Source organism: Streptomyces sp. NPDC048171 (assembly GCF_043202655.1).
GTDB lineage: Bacteria > Actinomycetota > Actinomycetes > Streptomycetales > Streptomycetaceae > Streptomyces.
In genome coordinates this window covers 174979-192116 of the sequence record NZ_JBIDAU010000009.1, presented here as the reverse complement: position 1 = coordinate 192116, position 17138 = coordinate 174979, and the positions used below count along the sequence as shown (strand labels likewise).

Sequence of the window (17138 nt, the reverse complement as noted above, 5' to 3'; positions counted from 1 at the left end):
GTGCTCTGGTGCCCTCGACGACACCACATGCCGTTACGGCATGTGCAACTACACACCATCCTTCTGGACCTGGTCGTAGGACGGGCACCGCGCTGGGCGCCCGCCCATCAGACCAAGGCCGTCTTCACGTCCGCCGAACCGGGGTGCAACGCCGGACGGTGAACCTCGAGGTCAGGGGAGGTTCCATTTCTGGTTGGGTCCGGTGTGGCAGGTCCACAGGTGGACCGGGGTTCCGTCGTTCCAGGTTCCGCCGGAGGCGTCGAGGCACTTGCCGGACTGGGGATTGCGTACCGTGCCGTCGGCCTGCGGCTGCCAGGACTGCGAGCCCGTACCGTTGCAGGTCCAGAGCTGGATGCGCGTGCCGTCCGCGCTGCCGCCGCCTGAGACGTCGAGGCACTTGCCCAGTGCCGTTACCGTGCCGTCTCCGGGCAGCGTCCACCTCTGCGCGGCCGTGCCGTTGCACGTCCACACCTGGACCTTCGTACCGTCGGCGGTCTGCGAGTTGTCGACGTCCAGGCACTTGCCGTTCACGCCCTTCACCTCACCCGTGCCGGAGATCGCGCCCGGCATCTTGTTGAGCGTGTACCAGGCCTCGGTGCTCCACAGTGCCTCGCCTCCCGCGGAACTGAAGGGACGCGGTGAGCGGACATGGACCACCCGGTCGGCCTTGAGACCGGGGATGGCCAGGGTGACCGTCCTGCCGTCGGCGGAGAGGGTGGCGGACTGGGCGGTGAGGGTCTCCTGGTCGACCTTGGGGCCGCCGTAGTCGGCGGTCGGGACGTAGCGCCACTGCTTGATCTTGTAGCGTCCGGCCAGGCCTGCCGCAGTCTCCTCGGAGAGCGGCTGGGTGTACTCCAGCTCGAAACCGCCGGGCACAGCCCGCATGGCGCGGATGTCGAAGGCGTCCGTGCCGTTCGGTGTCAGCTTCTGCAGGCCGTGGCTCAGTTTGCCCTCCTGGCCCCAGTTGCCGCCCGCGCCCAGGCCGCCCGCGTAGAGCGCTCCGTCCGGACCGATGCTGATCCGTGTGACGCCTGCCTCCAGGCCCTGGGTGAGGCGGAAGACGGCGCCCTGGTACTCACCGCCGACCTTCTCCAGGTAGCCGCGCTGGACGCCGCCGTAGGTGACGTCGCCGAAGAGCATCTGCCCTGCGAACGGTCCCTCGGTCAACTGCAGTGGTGTGCTGGGCGAGTTGCCGATCTCGTTCTGCGGCAGCCACAGCACCGGCTGGGTCACCGGCTTGTTGTCGAAGGGGCCGTCCGGGTTGGTGTAGTGGTTGAAGAAGCGGTCCTGCTTGATGTGGACCAGCTTCGACGAGGGCAGCCACCCGCCCTGGTTGTCGGTGACGAAGATCCCGCCCTCGGGGCCCCATCCGATGCCGTTGGGCGTCCGCAGCCCGCCGGCGACGTAGTCGACCTTCCCCGTCTCCTTGTTCACCTTGATGGTGGTGCCGCGGTTCTGGGCGGGCTGCGGGTCGGTCGTGGCGCCGCCGTAGTTGATGGAGACGGAGAGGTTCAGGTAGAAGGAGCCGTCCTTGTAGAGCAGGCCGAAGGCGAACTCGTGGAAGTTGCCGCCGAAGGGCCAGGACGCGACCCTGCGGTAGGTGTCGGTGACCTCGTCGCCGTTGGTGTCGTTCAGTTCGGTCAGCTCGTGCTTCTGGGAGACGTAGAGCTTGCCGTCGACGTACTTGATACCCATCGGCTCCTTGAGGCCCGAGGCCACCTTCTTCGCCGTCACCTTGTCCGGGCCGGTGCTTCCGGTGACGTTGTCCAGGAGATAGACCTCTCCCGTGGTGTTGTTGCTGCCGCCCCAGGTGGTGATGGCCAGCCGGCCGTCCGGCAGCCAGTCCATCGCGGAGACCTGCGGCTCGAACCCTGCGGGCCGCAGGTCGGTGAGGGTGTAGTTCGGATGCACTCCCGTGAGGGGCAGGCCGTCGCCCGGCGAGTCCGTGCCGCCCTCGCACTCCTTCTGGCCGGGCGCGGTCACCCGGACGACGTCGGCGTCCGTGCTGAGCGCCGAGTTGGGTACGACGGAGAACCCGGAGGCGCCCGGCGGCTTCCAGGCCAGGGTCAGCTGCTGGCCTCCGTCGCGCTCGAAGTGCTCGATGCGCAGTGAGTGGTACCCGGCGGTCAGCTCCGCGGTGCCGTCCTTCGGCTCCGGACCGTGCAGGCCGTCATGATCGATGACCAGTTGGTTGTCGATCCAGAGGCGGGAACCGTCGTCGCTCGTGAGGCGGAAGGCATAGCTGCCCGCGCCCGGGGCGTCGAGATTGCCGAGGGCGTGGGTGACGAAGCCGCTCTCCAGGCCGAAGTCGTCGACCGAGGACCAGTCGATCACCGGCATCAGCTTGTCGATGTTGGGCGTCTGGCCGGCCTTGAGGGTGCAGATCCCGCTCAACGGGGTCTGCACGTCGAAGACGCGCATGGTGACGCCCGGTTCCTGCGGGGGGAGATCGGCGGCGGCCGCGTCCTGCGCCGGGACGGGGGACGACGACAGCCCGACGGCCAGCAGGGAGGCGACGAGCACGCCGGCCAGGCGTCTGCCCAGGCGGTGGGGGTGCAGGTGTGGATACACGTGACCTCCTGACGGTCCCCCGGGGCGGGGGGACTCGGTCGGATGGGTGGGAGATGCACCGCGGCCGGGACGCGCCGTCGTCCCGGACTCGGCAGGGTGCGGACGGGGCCTGGAGCCGCCCCCTCTTCGGGCTCGGTGAGGTCTCACAGGACGGTGCGGTCTTCGTCGGGGACGGGTCCCCGGCGGGTTCCTCAGGGGAGGTTCCATTTCTGGTTGGGTCCGGTGTGGCAGGTCCACAGGTGGACCGGGGTTCCGTCGTTCCAGGTTCCGCCGGAGGCGTCGAGGCACTTGCCGGACTGGGGATTGCGTACCGTGCCGTCGGCCTGCGGCTGCCAGGACTGCGAGCCCGTACCGTTGCAGGTCCAGAGCTGGATGCGCGTGCCGTCCGCGCTGCCGCCGCCTGAGACGTCGAGGCACTTGCCCAGTGCCCTCACCGTGCCGTCTCCCTGCACCGTCCACCTCTGCGCGGCCGTGCCGTTGCACGTCCACACCTGGACCTTCGTACCGTCGGCGGTCTGCGAGTTGTCGACGTCCAGGCACTTGCCGTTCACGCCCTTCACCTCGCCAGCGGACGGCCCGGCGTTCAGTACCTTGGCGCGGATGTTGCGGAACGACACCGAGTCACCGTCGCCGTGGTTCTGGATGCCGATGTGTCCCTGGCGGAGGCTGCGGGCGGGGTCGGTGTTGGTGAAGTCGTTGATCCTGCGGCCGTTGAGGAAGATCTCCAGCCGTTCGCCGGTGACGCGGAGTTCGTAGGTGTTCCACTCCCCGGGCGGGTTGAGCGCGGCGTCCCGCGCGGCGATGTCCGCCGCCTGGAACCCGTACACGGAGCCCGTGGTGCGGTCCGGGGAGTCGGTGGCGTCGATCTGGATCTCGTAGCCGTTGTTGACCGCGGACCAGGGGTCGTCGGAGGCGGGGAAGCCGAGGAAGACACCGGAGTTGGAGTCGTCGTCCATCTTCCAGTCCAGCTTCACGGAATAGTCACCGGTGAACTCCTTGGCGGTGTACCACATCATGCCGAGGCCGCCGTACGACGTCAGGGAGTCGTCGGCGAGCGTGAATCCGCCGGGACCCGCCTGGCTCCAGCCGCTGGTGCCGGAGCCGTCGAAGAGGCTGGTGTAGCCGGTCTCCGGACGGCAGTCCGACTCGGTCATGCCGGCCGCCCACCGGACACCGCCCAGCAGGTGGCGGCGGAACTCGGCCTGCCCGTAGGACTCGTCGGTGTGGCCGCCACCGGTGTAGAAGGCACGGCCGCCTTCGTAGTCCTTGCACCAGGCGATCGGATGGTCGCCGGACATGGAACCGCCGGAATAGCTCGACTCGTCCAGCGAGGCCAGGACGCGGGCGGAGGCGCGCGGGTTGGTGCGGTAGTTGTACCACTCGTCGGTGCGCTGCCAGGCGCGGTCGAGATGGGCGGTGGCGTCGTGGGCCCGGTCCTCGACCTGCACGGTGGCGGACTGGACGGCGGGATGGGACTGGAAGAGGGCGCCGGCCAGACCCTCGTAGAACGGCCAGTCGTACTCGGTGTCCGCGGCCGCGTGCACGCCGACGTAGCCGCCGCCGTCGTTGATGTACTGCTCGAAGGCCGTCTGCTGGGCGTCGTTCAGGACGTCACCCGTGGTCGAGAGGAAGACCACCGCCTCGTAGGGGGCCAGTCCGGCGGTCGTGAAGGCTCCCGCGTCCTCGGTGGCGTCGACGGTGAAGTTGTTGGCCGTTCCCAGTTCGCGCAGGGCCGCCAGTCCGTCGTCGATCGAAGAGTGGCGGAATCCGGCCGTCTTGGAGAAGACCAGGATCTCGTAGTGGGGGTCGGCGGCTGCCTGTGCCGCCTGAGCGGCGGGCGCCGACGGCGGGGACGGTCTCTCGGGCGCAGCCGCGGCGGACGGCGTGGCACTCAGCGCTGCCGCCGCGATCAGGGCCAGGGCAGCGATCAGTTTTCTGGGCAAGACGGCGTCATCTCCTTCATTGAGAGGGGCCGGACTGCGGAGTTGCGGAGTGCGGGAGGTGCGGGAAGTGCCGTCGGACGGCACATTCCGAACGAGATGATGGGCGACTTGCCCCGGCGAAGCTCGCGTCGCGGACACTGGGCGTGGGACGGGGCCCGGAGATCCCTCCGTCAGACCTCGAAGTCCCGGCATGCTGAGCCGCGATGGGAAATGCACGACGCGGGAGTGTCCGCCCACGCCGTCGGCCAGAGGCGGTCGCTTTGCCGGCCGTGGGTGCCGCCGAGGCCGAGAAGAGGCGTCGAACGGGCCGCCGATGGCACGTGGGAGCGCCGGTGGCCTGGGGTTCTGCTTCCTGACGGTCGTTTCGTGCGCACAGGTGTCTCCCGAGGCTGTGAGGGGTTGAGGCATGCATGCCCGTCAGGTGGTTGCCTGTCAGGTGGCATGTGCTGGGAGTACTGGCGCGCGCCGTCGCGCCGATGTGCGGCTGCCGGCAGTTCATGACATGGCCGCAACAATGAAGCTAGCGGTCATCGGGTGAGTGCGTAAGACCTTCAGCGCGAAACACGGCTACTTTTCCCTTGATCGGGACAAAGGGGTTCTTGAGGGCCTTCGAGCCCTGCTGCCTCATCTCGTCCCACACTCAGCTGCACCCGGCTGGGCATAGGCCGCACGCGCCTCGGAGCTTCAGAACTGCCGGAACCGGGGAGCTACTCGGCCGCCGGGCTGCCGGGTATGCGCTCCAGTGCGGCCGCCACGTCCGTGTGGCGGGCGACCTCCAACAGGGCGCGAGCCAGTCGATTCCGCCGTGCGTCGCGTAGTACACGTAGGCGTAGCGGGTCGCGTACATCAGGTGCACGGTGGCCCAGGCCATGAAGACGCCGCAGAGGGCGACGGCGGCGCCGGCGCGTCCGGCGTGCCCAGGAGCAGCAGGAGCACGATGGCCACCAGGCCGCACAGGGCGACCGCCACCACGACGAGTTCGTCCGTGTGCGGCCGGAAATCCTCTCGTCCGGCATTCCGGCGCGTGGCGGACCCAGCACGACACCGGTTCCCCCCGCACCGCGACACCCACCACGGCTCCGACCGCAAGAGCACCGGACAGCCTCGGCACGGCGTCGACGGGGCAGGTCCCCCTGGCATCACCGTAGTGGCGTTCGCCCGGTTCGTCCTGGTGGGTCGGTGTGCTCACCCCCAGGTCTGGCCGGCCGGTTCCTTGATGGTGCGGTTGATCCTGTTGAAGAAGTTCGTCAGCGCGATCTCCAGGTTGATCGCGCCGATCTGCTCCTCCGTGAAGTGGGCGTTGGCCTCTTCCCAGATCTCGTCGGTGACTCCCTCCGCACCGTCCTGCAACCGGGTGGCGGCCTCGGCCAGTGCCAGTGCCGCACGCTCCGCACCGGTGTAGAACGGCGCCTCCCGCCAGGCCACGACGCTGTGCAGCCGCTCGTCGGTTTCACCGGCCTTCTTCCCTCCGGCGACCCCGGCGTGGACGCACGCCGAGCAGCTGTTGATCTGACTGACGCGCAGGTGGACCAGCGCGAGCAGCTTCGGGTCGACGCCCCCGGCTGCGATCGCCTTGTGCAGGTGTCCGACCGCCTTCCACACGTCGGGGTTGTCGGTGTTCTTGTTCTTCAGCCGGTTCTGCATGGCAGGGTGCTCTCCTTGGTCGGGGTTACCTTGCGGGGCTGGTGCCCGTCACCCCAATGACGGAGCAGCTACCAGGGAGGTAACACCATGTCCTGCGCCCATCCCGCCGATCCGGTGGCCGAGGCCTTCGAGACGCACCGCGCCCGGCTCACGGCCGTCGCCCACCGCGTACTCGGCTCGCACGCCGACGCGGACGACGCGGTCCAGGAGGCGTGGCTGCGGCTGTCCCGCCAGGACGCCGACGGCATCGACAATCTCGGCGGGTGGCTGACCACCGTGGTCGCCCGCATCAGCCTCGATCTCCTCCGCTCCGGCCGCACGCGCCCGACGGTGCCCCTCGACGACCAGCTGCCCGAACTCACCGTGACGCTCGACGACGGTTCGACGCCGGAAGAACTCGTGGCACTGGGCGACTCGGTGGGCCTGGCGCTGTTGACGGTCCTGGACTCGCTGCGCCCCGACGAGCGCCTCGCGTTCGTGCTGCACGACGTGTTCGCCGTGCCCCACGGGGAGATCGGCACCATCCTCGGCAGGTCGACCGACGCGACCAAGATGCTGACCAGTCGCGCCCGCCGCAAGGTGCGGGCCGCCCGGCGGTCGGCGAGCGACCGACAGCAGCAACGCGAGGTGGTAGGGGCGTTCTTGGCCGCGGCCCGCGAGGGCCGGTTCGAGCGGCTGCTGGAAGTACTCCATCCCGAGGTGGAGTTCACCGTCCACACCCCCGGCGGACGGTTCGTCACGATCGGAGCGACTGAGGTCGCGGGCCGGGCCCGAGTGGCCGGCGGCGCGGCACACGGACATGCCGTGACCGTCAACGGACGACCCGGAGTCATCGCCTGGAACGAGGACGGCATCCCGCTGTCCCTGCTCACGTTCACCGTCGCCGACGGCCGTATCACCGAGATCACCGCGGTCGTCGACCCGGCCGAACTCGCGCTGATGGACTTGCCGGACCCGGTGTGACCTTCCGCTCCGGGATCACCAGCCGGTGACGCGTGACCAGTTGGCCTGGATGACGGGGACGGCGCCGGTGGGCCGGGCGCTGTCAATGACGTGGTAGCAGGCGTGCTGGGCCGCGGTGGCGCAGGCGTGGTTGGGCAGGATGCGCAGTCGGGTTCCGATGGGAAGGTCGGGCAGACCGGCGCCGTCGCGGGTGGTCAGCGTGCCGTGTTCCTGGCTCGCCGCGCTCATGACCAGGTTCGGGACCGGGTCTCCGGCCAGGTCGAGGACGAGGCCGTAGCCCTGGTCCTGGGCCTGAACCGCTGTGCCGCGATCGCGGGACATGGCCATCCAGCCGCCGTCGGTGACGATCCAGCCGTACTCGGGACGGTGGCCGATCACCGTCACGACCACCGACAGGGCGAGGTCCTGCACACCGCAGACGGCCAGGCCGGCCATGACGAGGTCGAAGAAGACGTAGTTCCCGGCGCGCAGTTCGGTGACGCCCGTCAGGTCCTCGACCGCGAACGCGGTCGGCGTGGAGCCGACGCTGACGGTGCGGACCGGCAGGCCGACGGAGCGCAGTCGCTGCGCCGCGGTGACCGCGGTGTCGCGTTCGTTCCTGGCCGCCAGCCGCTGGTCTTCCAGGGTGTACGCGAAGTACGACTCGCCCGCGTGGGTCAGGACACCGTCGAGGCATCCGGCCTCGTGCAGGATGCGGCCGACCTCGGTGAGCTCGGGGGCGTCGGTCTTGAGGCCCCCTCGGTGGCCGTCGCAGTCGATCTCGATCTGCGCGGGGATCGCGAGGCCGGCCTCGCGGGCGGCGTCGGTGACGAAGGCGGCCTGTTCGCGGCTGTCGAGCAGCACGCGCAGGGTGACTCCGCGGCGCAGCAGGGCAACAACGCGGGGCAGCTTGTGCGGCTCGATGCCGACGGCATACGTGATGTCGGTGTAGCCGCCGTCGGCGAACGCCTCGGCCTCGGCCAGCGTGGAGACGGTGACGGGACAGGGGGCACCGCCGTGCATCAGCCCGGCGACGTCGAGGCTCTTGGCCGTCTTGATGTGCGGCCGCAGGGTGACCCCGAGCCGATCGACCCGGTCGGCCAGCCGTTCGATGTTGCGCAGGGCCTTGTGCACGTCGACGACGGCGAATGGGGTGTCGGGGTCGGCCAGCGTCTTCACGGCGGCGGCCGGTGGCGGAGCGGTGTTCACAGGGCTACGTCCCGTTTCTTCAGGAGGGCCAGGCATCGCCAAGGGCGGTGAGCTCGGTGTCATCGGGGGCGTGCCGGCTCCCGCCCCACGACAAGCGCCGCGCTGATGGGCCGCACGGGGCTGACGGCCCGGACCTCGTAGGCAGCCTGGGGTCCGGTACCGAAGCGCATCACTTCGTGTAGGAGTAGACGCTGGCCCGGGAGATGCCGAGGAGGTCGGCGATGCTCTGGGCGGCGTTGCGGGTGTCGAAGTAGCCGTCCTCGTGCAAGCGGCGCACAAGGTCCTTCTTCGCGTCCCGGGGCAGTGCCCGCGGGGTCGTGGAGCGCTCGGCGGCCACCGCTTCGATGACTTCACGCAGTTCCCGGCGGCTGCGGTCGCTCAGCTTCTCGAGCGGAGCTTCGCGGTTGTCGGGATCGGTCGCGACCAGGTTCGACAGCGTCAGCGTGAGGGGTGAGAGCGTGGAGATGTCCAGGTTCAGGCAGATGGCGGCGATGTACCGCCCGGCGGAGTTCTTGATCCCGATCGATGTGCTCTTCGCGGGACGTCCGTCGGGGAACTGATTGGCGTAGTTCTGGATGACGCTGGGGTAGTGCGGATTGCTGATCCGGGCCAGGCCCAACTCGGTGGCGGACTGCCCCACCTGGCGTCCGGACAGGTTGTTCTCGATGAAGCGGATGGCGTGATCCGGATCGCGCAGGTCGTGCAGTACCACCTCGCAGATGCCGGGGAACATGCGGCCCAGCGCTTGGGCGACTTTCTCGGCTTCGCCAAGGAGGTGCTCGTCCTCCGGCTCCCCGGACGAAATGGTGTCCTCGTCCTTCATCTCGTGCTCCCTGCTGCGGCCCGGTCGTCCAACCCCGTGTAGACAGTCTATCTGCATCTAGATTTTTCGTCCAGGAACTGCATCTGGCCAGGGCGTGATCGACCGGCCGGAGGCGGGCCGTCTCCGGCCCACTGACCGGGAGTGACCAGCAGGGCGGAGGTTGAGGGCGAGTGGACGAGCGTTGGTCAGCAGTCGGCTCAGGACATGGGCGGCGTTTCTGGCGGCGAGTTCGTGGTCAGCCGTCTCGCCCTGAACAGCGCGGCATCGGCTCCGGCACCCGGGACGAGGCCTTCGTACACCTGCGTGATCCGGGGTAGCGTCCTCGGCATGGACTTTCGTACCACCGTTGAGCGGGCTCAACTCCTCAAGCAACTGCACGCCCAGCACCAGCCGTTGGTGCTGCCGACCGTCTGGGACGTGTGGTCCGCGCGGACGGCGGCCGGCGCGGGGTTCCCCGCGCTGACCATCGGCAGCCATCCGCTCGCCGACTCCCGGGGGGCCGAGGACCAGGAGGGGCAGACGTTCGAGGAGGTGCTTGCCGCGGTCAGGCCGATCATCGCGGCGGTCGACGTCCCCGTCTCCGTGGACCTGGAGGCCGGGTACGGACAGAAACCCGCGGATCTCATCGCCGGGCTCACAGAGGTCGGCGGTGTCGGTCTCAACCTCGAGGACACCGTCCACTCGGAGGGCGGACGCGTGCGCAGTACGCAGGAGCACGCGAGCTACATCGCCGGCCTGCGCGCCGCGGCCGACGACGCGGGGATCCCCGTCTGGGTCAACGGGCGCACCGACCTCTTCCTGCACGCGGAGGACCCCTCCGGCGTCCTCGACGAGGCGATCGAGCGGCTGCGGGCGCTGGAGCAGGCCGGCGCCGACAGTGTCTACCCGGTGCGTATCCAGGACGACGACGACCTGCTCGCCGCGGTGACCGGCGCGGTCTCCATTCCCGTGAACTCCACGGCCCATCCGGTCAAGCACGATCTCGAGCGCTTCCGACGCCTCGGTGTCGGCCGGATCACGTACGGTCCGCTGCTGCAATTCGCGATGACGGACGCGATGAAGGACATGCTCGGGCCGTGGAAGCCCTGAAAGGCTGATCGAGCGACGGGCGCCCCCTGAGGAAGGGCGCCCCTGGCTCCGGCGGAGGCCGCCCTGACCGGACGACCGCACGCCCGTCAGTCGCGTTCGACCGCCATCTCACCCAGCAGCGACCAGTCGTCCTGGTCGAGCGATGCGTTCACGATGCGCGGCGTGCGGGCCAGGTAGCGCGGCAGCTGCTCCTGCGCGGCGCGGAAGTGCGCCGACTGGACGTGCGCCGCGCCTGCCTCGTCGTCGCGGAACGCCTCGACCAGGACATATTCCGCGGCGTCCTCAATGCTGCGGGACCAGTCGAACCAGAGACAGCCGGGTTCCGCCCGGGTGGCCCGGGTGAAGTCGCCGGAGATCTCCGGCCACCGGTCCGCGTGCTCCGGAAGGACCTGGAACTTCGCGGTGATGAAAATCATGGGACTCTCCTCTGTCGTGCGGATGCGGGTCCTGCCGGACGGAGCAGGACCCGTCTCCGGATCACGGTACGAGGATCCGGGGTCAGGCGTCGGCCCGCGTCCGTCCCCGGCCCGCCAGCCGCGCCAGCGGTCGCCTCAGCAGCGGCCAGGCCAGCAGCAGCACGATCACCGCGTACACCGTCACCGCGAACGGCGTGTTGACCAGGCCCGTCACGCTGCCGTCGCTGATCTGCAGGGCGCGGCGCAGCTGCTGCTCGGCGTTCGGGCCGAGGATGACGCCGATCACGGCGGGCAGAACGGGCAGGCCGTAGCGCCGCATGCCGAAGCCGACCAGGCCGATGATCAGCAGGATCACGAGGTCGACGACCTCACCGCCGACGGCGTACGCGCCGACCGCCGCGAAGAACATGATCCCCGCGTACAGGTACGGCCGCGGGATCCGCAGCAGCTTGGCCCACACGGGTGCCAGCGGCAGATTGAGCGCGAGCAGCAGCACCATGCCGACGAAGAGGGACGCGATGAGGCCCCAGACCAGCTCGGGTTCGCGCTCGAAGAGGAGCGGGCCGGGCTGGATGCCGTACTGCTGGAAGGCGGCCAGCATGACCGCGGCGACCGCCGTCGTCGGCAGGCCCAGGGTCAGCATGGACACCAGCGTCCCCGCAGCCGAGGCCGACGCCGCGGACTCCGGTCCGGCCACGCCCTCGATGGCGCCCTTGCCCCACTCGTCCTTGTGCTTGGACAGGCGCTTCTCCGTGACGTAGGAGAGGAAGGTGGGTATCTCCGCACCGCCCGCCGGGATCGCCCCGAACGGGAAGCCGATGAAGGGGCCGCGCAGCCACGACTTCCAGGTGCGGCGGACGTCCCCGCGGCCCAGCCAGGGCCGGCCCACCGGGATCGGCTCGGCAGCGCCGCGCCGCAGGTGCGCCGCCACCCACAGCGCCTCGCCGATCGCGAACAGACCGACCGCGACGATCACCACGTCGACGCCGTCGGCGAGTTGCAGCGAACCGAAGGTCAGCCGCTGCTGCCCCGTCATCTGGTCCAGGCCCACCAGGCCGATGGTCAGGCCGATCAGCAGCGAGGCCAGACCTCTGACCCGCGAGGAACCCAGCACCGACGTCACGGCGATGAACGCCAGCACCATGATGGCGAAGTAGTCCGGCGCACCGATGTCCACCGCCAGGTCGGCGACCGTCGGCGCCAGCGCCACCAGCAGGATCGTGCCGATCATGCCGCCCGCGAAGTGGCCGATGGCGGCGGCCGCCAGCGCCTGCGCACCGCGCCCCGCCTTGGCCATGGGGTTGCCCTCCATGGCCGCCACCACCGCGGCGCTCTCGCCGGGGGTGTTCAGCAGGATGGAGGTCGTCGAACCGCCGAACATCGCGCCGTAGTAGATGCCGGCGAACATGATGAACGCGGCGACCGGGTCGAGGCCGTACGTCACCGGCAGCAGCAGCGCCACCGCCATCGCCGGGCCGATGCCGGGCAGGACACCGATCGCCGTGCCGAGCAGCACACCCAGGGCGGCCCACAGGAGGTTGAGCGGGGACAGGGCCGTGCCGAACCCGTCCATGAGGGAGTTGAGGGCGTTCATGTCAGAGCACTCCCATCAGCGGACCGCCGGGCAGCGGCACACCGAGCAGCTTGTCGAAGACGACGTAGGTGAGCAGGGACAGCGCCGCGGCGATCAGCGGGTCGCGGTCCACGCGCCGGCTGCCCAGGGCGAAGGCGGCGCCCCAGAAGAGCAGGGCCCCGGCGACCGGGAAGCCGGCCGGCTCGATGAGCGCGGCGGCGCCCAGGAAGATCCCGGAGAGCAGCAGCACCGTGCGCCAGTCCGCCGGTTCGGACAGGTCGATGTCCTCGCCGCCCTCGGCCTCGCCCCGGCCGCCGCGCAGGACGTCCACGGCGAGCAGCGCGGCGATCACCAGCAGGCCGATGCCGACCACGACCGGCACGGTCTTCGGGCCGACCGGACCGCGCTGGGTGATGTCGACGTCCATGGTGAGCGCGTCGGTCAGGACGAGCACGCCCAGCGCCAGCAGCATGGCGCACACGCCGAGTTCGGAGTGGTCCCGCAGCCAGGAGCGCCGCTCGGGCGCCGAGGCGCCGGCCGCCTCCGGGGTGGGGGTGGAGTCGGTCGGTGTCGTCACAGTCCCAGCTCCTTCAGCACCGACACCACACGCTTGTCCTGGGCGTCCAGGAAGGTGCCGAACTTCTCACCGGTGAGGAACGCGTCGTCCCAGCCGTTCTTGTCCATCGACTCCCGCCACTCGGGCGAGTCGTGCAACTCCTCGACCAGGCGCGTCAGCTTGTTCCGCTCCGCCTCCGAGAGGCCGGGCGGGGCGACGATGCCGCGCCAGTTGGTGAAGTCCACGTCGTAGCCGGACTCCTTGAGCGTCGGCGCGTCCTTCAGGTCGTCCACCCGCTCCGGGCCGGTCACCGCGAGCACCCTCAGCTCGCCCGCCTTGATCTGGTCCAGGTACTCGCCGACGCCGGAGACGCCGAAGCCGACCTTGTTGCCGAGGATCGAGGCGAGCAGTTCGCCGCCGCCGTCGAAGGGGATGTAGTTGACCGACTTCGGGGCGATCCCGGCGGCCTGCGCCATCAGCATCGGCGCGAGGTGGTCGGGTCCGCCGGGCGACGAGCCACCGCCCACGGGGATCTTGCCGGGGTCCTTCTTCCAGGCGTCGATCAGCTCGTCGATCGTCCGGTACGGCGAGTCCTTGGCGACCACGACGACGTCCTGCTCCTCGGTGAGCCGCGCGATCGGCGTGGTGTCGGCGAGGGTCTTGGGCGCGTGGTTGGAGCGGGCGGCGCCGACGACGCCGAGGCCCATGGACATCGCGAGCTTGCCGTTGCCGTGTTCGCTCACCAGCCGGCTCAGACCCACGGTGCCGCCCGCGCCGGGCAGGTTGAACACCTCGATGTTGTGCGTGAGCCCGGCGTCCTCGGCGTTCTTCGCGGCCGTGCGGGCGGTGATGTCGTAACCGCCGCCGGGCGTGTTGGGAACCATGAAGCGCAGGCCGGGAATCTGCGTGCCGGAGTCGGAGTCGCCGCCGGAGGAGAGCAGCGGCGGTCCCGCGAGCACGAGCACGGCGGCCCCGAGCAGGGCAAGGGGGGTGCGCAGGCGCACGTATGACACCACCTGTCGGTTGGGTAGATCGGTACGGGGAGCCCTGTGGGGAAGGGTGACGTGGGCCACATGGTGCCCGCGCTCCGGCGGCGTGTCTTCCTTGCGGAACCAAGGGAGGTTGTGGTCATTGCGGTCGCCGCTTCATTGCGAAGACGGCACATCCCTTTCCTTCGCCGCAGGTGGGCGCCATGATGGCGACCCGGCACACCCGCCCGCCCCAGTCAGCCGAGATCGAGTCCGCCGTGGCACCCACCTTCCGCCGTCAGACCCTCGCGGGCGAGATGCTGGTTCTCCAGCTCGCCATCGTCGTGGTGGTCCTGTGCGCGGTCGCCGCCGTCTCGCTGGCCCAGTCCCGCGCCACCTTCAACCGCGTCGAGGGCCGCCGGGTCACCGCGCTGGCCGAACAGCTGGCCGCCACGCCGCTGGTCCGCAGCCAGCTGCTGCGCCCCGTGCCGCAGGAGGCCCTCGCCCCGCTGGTCAACTCCACCCAGACCCAGTCCGGCGTCACCTCCGTCACGATCGCCGGCGCCGACGGCAGCGTCGTCAGCTCCACCGACCCCACGCTGATCGGCGGCCGGCTGCCGCGCGTCGAGGGCGCCGCCGCGGGGCGCGGCTGGTCGGGGCCTCTGACCCTGCGGGGCAGCCGTGAACTCGTCGCCCAGGTCCCGGTACTCGGCGCCACCCGGGACACCCTCGGCCGGCATCTCGGCACGGTGATGGTCGGCGAGGCCGACCCGACGGTGTGGCAGCGACTGAGCGGCGCCTCCTCCTACCTCCTCGCCTACCTCGGCATCGCCAGCGGCCTCGGCGTGGCCGGCTCCTGGCTGCTGGCCCGGCGCGTGAAACGGCAGACGCTCGGCCTGGAGCCGCGCGAGATCGCGGGGCTCGCCGAGCACCGGGAAGCCATGCTGTACGGCATCGCCGAGGGCGTCGTCGCCCTCGATCCGCAGCACCGGCTCACCCTGGTCAACGAGATGGGCCGGCGCCTGCTCGACCTCCCCGCCGACTGCGTCGGCCAGAGCCTGGACGGCCTCGGCATCGAGGGGCGGCTGCGCGACGTACTGGCCGGGACCGCGCCGGACGCCGCCGAGCCCCGCGACGAGGTCGTCGTCCGGCACGGGCGGGTCCTGGTCATGAACCGCATGACCGTCACCAAGGACGGTCACCCGCTGGGCTCGGTCACCACCCTGCGCGACCGCACCGAACTGGCCCGCCTGGAGCGGGAGATCGGCTCCTTCCGCAGCACCTCCGAGCTGCTGCGCGCCCAGGCCCACGAGTTCGCCAACCAGTTGCACACCATCTCAGGGCTCATCCAGATAGGTGAGCAGGACGAGGTGGTGCGCTACATCCGCGCTCTCAACCAGCGCCGCCAGTCCCTGGACGTCACGCTCAGCCGCCGGGTCCGCGACACCGCCGTCGCCGCGCTGATCACGGCCAAGTCCTCGCTCGCCGCCGAGCGCAGGGTCGCGCTGCGGGTCTCGGACCGCACGGCGCTGGACCGGCTCGTCCCGCACGACGCCGCCGACGTGGCGACCGTCCTCGGCAACCTCGTCGACAACGCCGTGGACGCCGCGGCGGCGGGCGAGGACCACGACGCCTGGGTCGAGGTCGAGCTGCGGCAGGACGCCGCCAGCGTCGAGATCGTGGTCCGCGACTCGGGGCCCGGCGTGGCCCCCGAACTGGCCCGCGAGGTCTTCTCGCACGGCTTCACCACCAAGGCCGCCCGGCAGGGTGAGCGCGGCATCGGCCTGGCGCTGACCCGGCTCGTCTGCGAACGTCACGGCGGTGAGATCTCGGTGACCAACACCCCCGAGGGGGCCATGTTCACCGCACGCATGACCGTCAGCCACCTCACCGACGCGGTGGCGGAAGGAGCGACGCCATGACGGGTACGAGCGGCCCGCCCGACGCGACCGGTACGGCGGGGGCGCCGGCGTCCCACGGCCCCGGCGGCGCGATCGGCGTGCTCGTGGTCGACGACGACTTCATGGTGGCCCGCGTCCACCGCGCCTTCGTCGAACGCGTCGAGCCCTTCCGGGTCGTCGGCGTCGCCGGCACCGGCGAGGAGGCGCTCGCCGCCGTCGCCGAACTCCGCCCCGACCTCGTCCTCCTCGACCTCTACCTGCCGGACGTCTTCGGCCTGGACGTCATCCCGAGGCTGCGCGCCGCCGGGCACGACTGCGACGTCATGGTCATCAGCGCGGCACGGGAGGCGGACGCGGTGCGCGGCGCGGTCCGCCACGGCGTGGTCGACTACCTGCTCAAGCCCTTCGAGTTCGAGGACCTGCGGGTCCGGCTGGAGCGCTACGCCGTCCAGCGCGGGCGGCTGCTCGGCACGGTGGTGCGCAGCCAGGCCGACGTCGACCGCGTCCTTGCGGGCGCGGTACCGGCCGTGGCCGCACCGGCGCTGCCCAAGGGCATGAGCGTGGAGACCGCCGAGCTGGTCGAACGCACCCTTCGGGAGGCCGACGGCACGCTGTCCGCGAGCGAGTGCGCGGCACTGACCGGCGTCTCCCGGGTCAGTGCCCGCCGGTACCTGGAGCACTTCCACACCGTCGGCACCGCGGAGGTCTCGCTGCGCTACGGCGTGGCGGGCCGCCCGGAGCGCCGCTACCGCTTCCGGGGCGCGGTCACCGGCCTGGCGCTCCCGCCCGCAGCCCGTCCATGACGAGGTCGAGGAGCCGGGTGACCCTCGGCTGCCAGTCCTCGCTGGCGTCGACCTGCCAGAGGCCGCCGATGGCCAGGAAGAAGTCGTCCGCCGACACACCGGGCCGGATGGTGCCGGCCTCGTCGTTCGCGCGCAGCAGCAGTTCGGTCGCCTCCGTGACCGGGGCGGGTTCCGGTTTCGCCGGGCTGCCCGGTGCGCTGGTGACCAGCCGGATCGCGTCCGCCAGACCGACCTTGGTCAGGGCGAACCGGGCGAGCCGGTCCATCCACTCGCGCAGCGCCCGGTCGGGTTCCCGGGTGGCCAGCAGCTCCCTCGCGGCGTCCGCCACCTGCTGCATCTCGTAGCGGTAGACCTCGAGGACCAGCGCCTCGCGATGCGGGAAGTTGCGGTAGAACGTGCCCTGCCCGACGCCCGCCTTCTTGGCGATCGTGCTCAGCGGGGCGTTCGCGCAGCGCGTCAGCTCCTCCGTGGCGACGCGCAGGATGCGCTCGCGGTTGCGCTGCGCGTCGGAGCGCAGGGGCGCGTCCGTCCTGTCCTTCTTCGGCGGCGGCACTCCTCCTCCTTCCGGGTTCGTGGCCGAATCCCGTTCTTGCTAACCGGACAACTGTCCGTTACGTTTGCGTTCTCAGCGAGCGGACAGTTGTCCGGTTGTGAGTCCACTCTAACGGCGATCGGGGCCGGCGAGACCAGCCGGAGGTCC

General features: G+C 70.6%; 14 protein-coding genes and 1 pseudogene. 4 read left to right on the top strand and 11 right to left on the bottom strand.

Features of this window, described 5'->3' with window-relative positions; translation table 11 throughout:
- Window positions 1–171 precede the first annotated feature (171 nt).
- The 4 genes and pseudogenes from ACGF3J_RS25810 to ACGF3J_RS25795 form a co-directional block, all read right to left on the bottom strand.
- On the bottom strand, window positions 172–2571 hold the full coding sequence (locus ACGF3J_RS25810) for a ricin-type beta-trefoil lectin domain protein (RefSeq protein WP_393854927.1): 2400 nt from the start codon (window positions 2569–2571) through the stop codon (window positions 172–174).
- A 191-nt stretch (window positions 2572–2762) separates the two neighbouring features.
- Window positions 2763–4514 (bottom strand): lectin, encoded by a 1752-nt coding sequence (locus ACGF3J_RS25805; protein ID WP_393854926.1) that lies wholly within the window; start codon window positions 4512–4514, stop codon window positions 2763–2765.
- Window positions 4515–5304: 790 nt separating this feature from the next.
- A pseudogene (locus ACGF3J_RS25800) lies at window positions 5305–5543 on the bottom strand (DUF1345 domain-containing protein); the annotation flags it as partial.
- A gap of 156 nt (window positions 5544–5699) precedes the next feature.
- A complete protein-coding gene (locus ACGF3J_RS25795) occupies window positions 5700–6158 on the bottom strand; it encodes a carboxymuconolactone decarboxylase family protein (RefSeq protein ID WP_393854925.1) in 459 nt (152 codons plus the stop codon).
- Between the two features lie 87 nt (window positions 6159–6245).
- Between ACGF3J_RS25795 and ACGF3J_RS25790 the strand changes: the two genes are divergently transcribed.
- Window positions 6246–7121, top strand: a complete 876-nt coding sequence (locus tag ACGF3J_RS25790) for a sigma-70 family RNA polymerase sigma factor (protein ID WP_393854924.1) — start codon at window positions 6246–6248, stop codon at window positions 7119–7121.
- 15 nt (window positions 7122–7136) lie between these two features.
- Here ACGF3J_RS25790 and ACGF3J_RS25785 read toward each other — a convergent pair whose 3' ends face one another.
- Together ACGF3J_RS25785 and ACGF3J_RS25780 are read right to left on the bottom strand one after the other, a co-directional pair.
- Window positions 7137–8309, bottom strand: coding sequence for a DSD1 family PLP-dependent enzyme (locus tag ACGF3J_RS25785; RefSeq protein ID WP_393854923.1), 1173 nt, complete (start codon window positions 8307–8309; stop codon window positions 7137–7139).
- 169 nt (window positions 8310–8478) lie between these two features.
- Window positions 8479–9132 carry a transcriptional regulator gene (locus ACGF3J_RS25780; RefSeq protein ID WP_161328234.1) on the bottom strand — a complete coding sequence of 218 codons (654 nt, stop codon included), beginning with the start codon at window positions 9130–9132 and terminating at the stop codon, window positions 8479–8481.
- Between the two features lie 327 nt (window positions 9133–9459).
- Between ACGF3J_RS25780 and ACGF3J_RS25775 the strand changes: the two genes are divergently transcribed.
- Window positions 9460–10221 carry an isocitrate lyase/phosphoenolpyruvate mutase family protein gene (locus ACGF3J_RS25775; protein WP_393854922.1) on the top strand — a complete coding sequence of 254 codons (762 nt, stop codon included), beginning with the start codon at window positions 9460–9462 and terminating at the stop codon, window positions 10219–10221.
- 86 nt (window positions 10222–10307) lie between these two features.
- On the opposite strand, the gene ACGF3J_RS25770 is transcribed toward ACGF3J_RS25775, so the two are convergent.
- The 4 genes from ACGF3J_RS25770 to ACGF3J_RS25755 form a co-directional block, all read right to left on the bottom strand.
- A complete protein-coding gene (locus ACGF3J_RS25770) occupies window positions 10308–10637 on the bottom strand; it encodes a putative quinol monooxygenase (RefSeq protein ID WP_393854921.1) in 330 nt (109 codons plus the stop codon).
- 82 nt (window positions 10638–10719) lie between these two features.
- A complete protein-coding gene (locus ACGF3J_RS25765) occupies window positions 10720–12231 on the bottom strand; it encodes a tripartite tricarboxylate transporter permease (RefSeq protein WP_161328231.1) in 1512 nt (503 codons plus the stop codon).
- Between the two features lies 1 nt (window position 12232).
- The gene (locus ACGF3J_RS25760; protein WP_161328230.1) at window positions 12233–12787 is read right to left on the bottom strand and encodes a tripartite tricarboxylate transporter TctB family protein; all 555 of its coding nucleotides are present in this window, start codon (window positions 12785–12787) and stop codon (window positions 12233–12235) included.
- A complete protein-coding gene (locus tag ACGF3J_RS25755) occupies window positions 12784–13770 on the bottom strand; it encodes a tripartite tricarboxylate transporter substrate binding protein (protein ID WP_161328229.1) in 987 nt (328 codons plus the stop codon). The genes ACGF3J_RS25760 and ACGF3J_RS25755 overlap by 4 nt, the downstream gene beginning before the upstream one ends.
- Before the next feature lie 242 nt (window positions 13771–14012).
- Between ACGF3J_RS25755 and ACGF3J_RS25750 the strand changes: the two genes are divergently transcribed.
- A complete protein-coding gene (locus ACGF3J_RS25750; protein WP_161328271.1) occupies window positions 14013–15656 on the top strand; it encodes an ATP-binding protein in 1644 nt (547 codons plus the stop codon).
- Entirely contained in the window at window positions 15653–16438 is a 786-nt protein-coding gene (locus ACGF3J_RS25745) for a response regulator (protein WP_161328228.1), read from the top strand. The genes ACGF3J_RS25750 and ACGF3J_RS25745 overlap by 4 nt, the downstream gene beginning before the upstream one ends.
- On the opposite strand, the gene ACGF3J_RS25740 is transcribed toward ACGF3J_RS25745, so the two are convergent.
- On the bottom strand, window positions 16401–16991 hold the full coding sequence (locus ACGF3J_RS25740; RefSeq protein ID WP_161328227.1) for a TetR/AcrR family transcriptional regulator: 591 nt from the start codon (window positions 16989–16991) through the stop codon (window positions 16401–16403). The two genes, ACGF3J_RS25745 and ACGF3J_RS25740, sit on opposite strands and share 38 nt — an antisense overlap.
- Between the last annotated feature and the right edge of the window lie 147 nt (window positions 16992–17138).

Coding starts and splice junctions, on each gene's coding strand:
- ACGF3J_RS25795 (WP_393854925.1), bottom strand. CDS start 6,158: ATGCAGAACCGGCTGAAGAACAAGAACACCGACAACCCCGACGTGTGG.
- ACGF3J_RS25790 (WP_393854924.1), top strand. CDS start 6,246: ATGTCCTGCGCCCATCCCGCCGATCCGGTGGCCGAGGCCTTCGAGACG.
- ACGF3J_RS25780 (WP_161328234.1), bottom strand. CDS start 9,132: ATGAAGGACGAGGACACCATTTCGTCCGGGGAGCCGGAGGACGAGCAC.
- ACGF3J_RS25775 (WP_393854922.1), top strand. CDS start 9,460: ATGGACTTTCGTACCACCGTTGAGCGGGCTCAACTCCTCAAGCAACTG.
- ACGF3J_RS25770 (WP_393854921.1), bottom strand. CDS start 10,637: ATGATTTTCATCACCGCGAAGTTCCAGGTCCTTCCGGAGCACGCGGAC.
- ACGF3J_RS25765 (WP_161328231.1), bottom strand. CDS start 12,231: ATGAACGCCCTCAACTCCCTCATGGACGGGTTCGGCACGGCCCTGTCC.
- ACGF3J_RS25745 (WP_161328228.1), top strand. CDS start 15,653: ATGACGGGTACGAGCGGCCCGCCCGACGCGACCGGTACGGCGGGGGCG.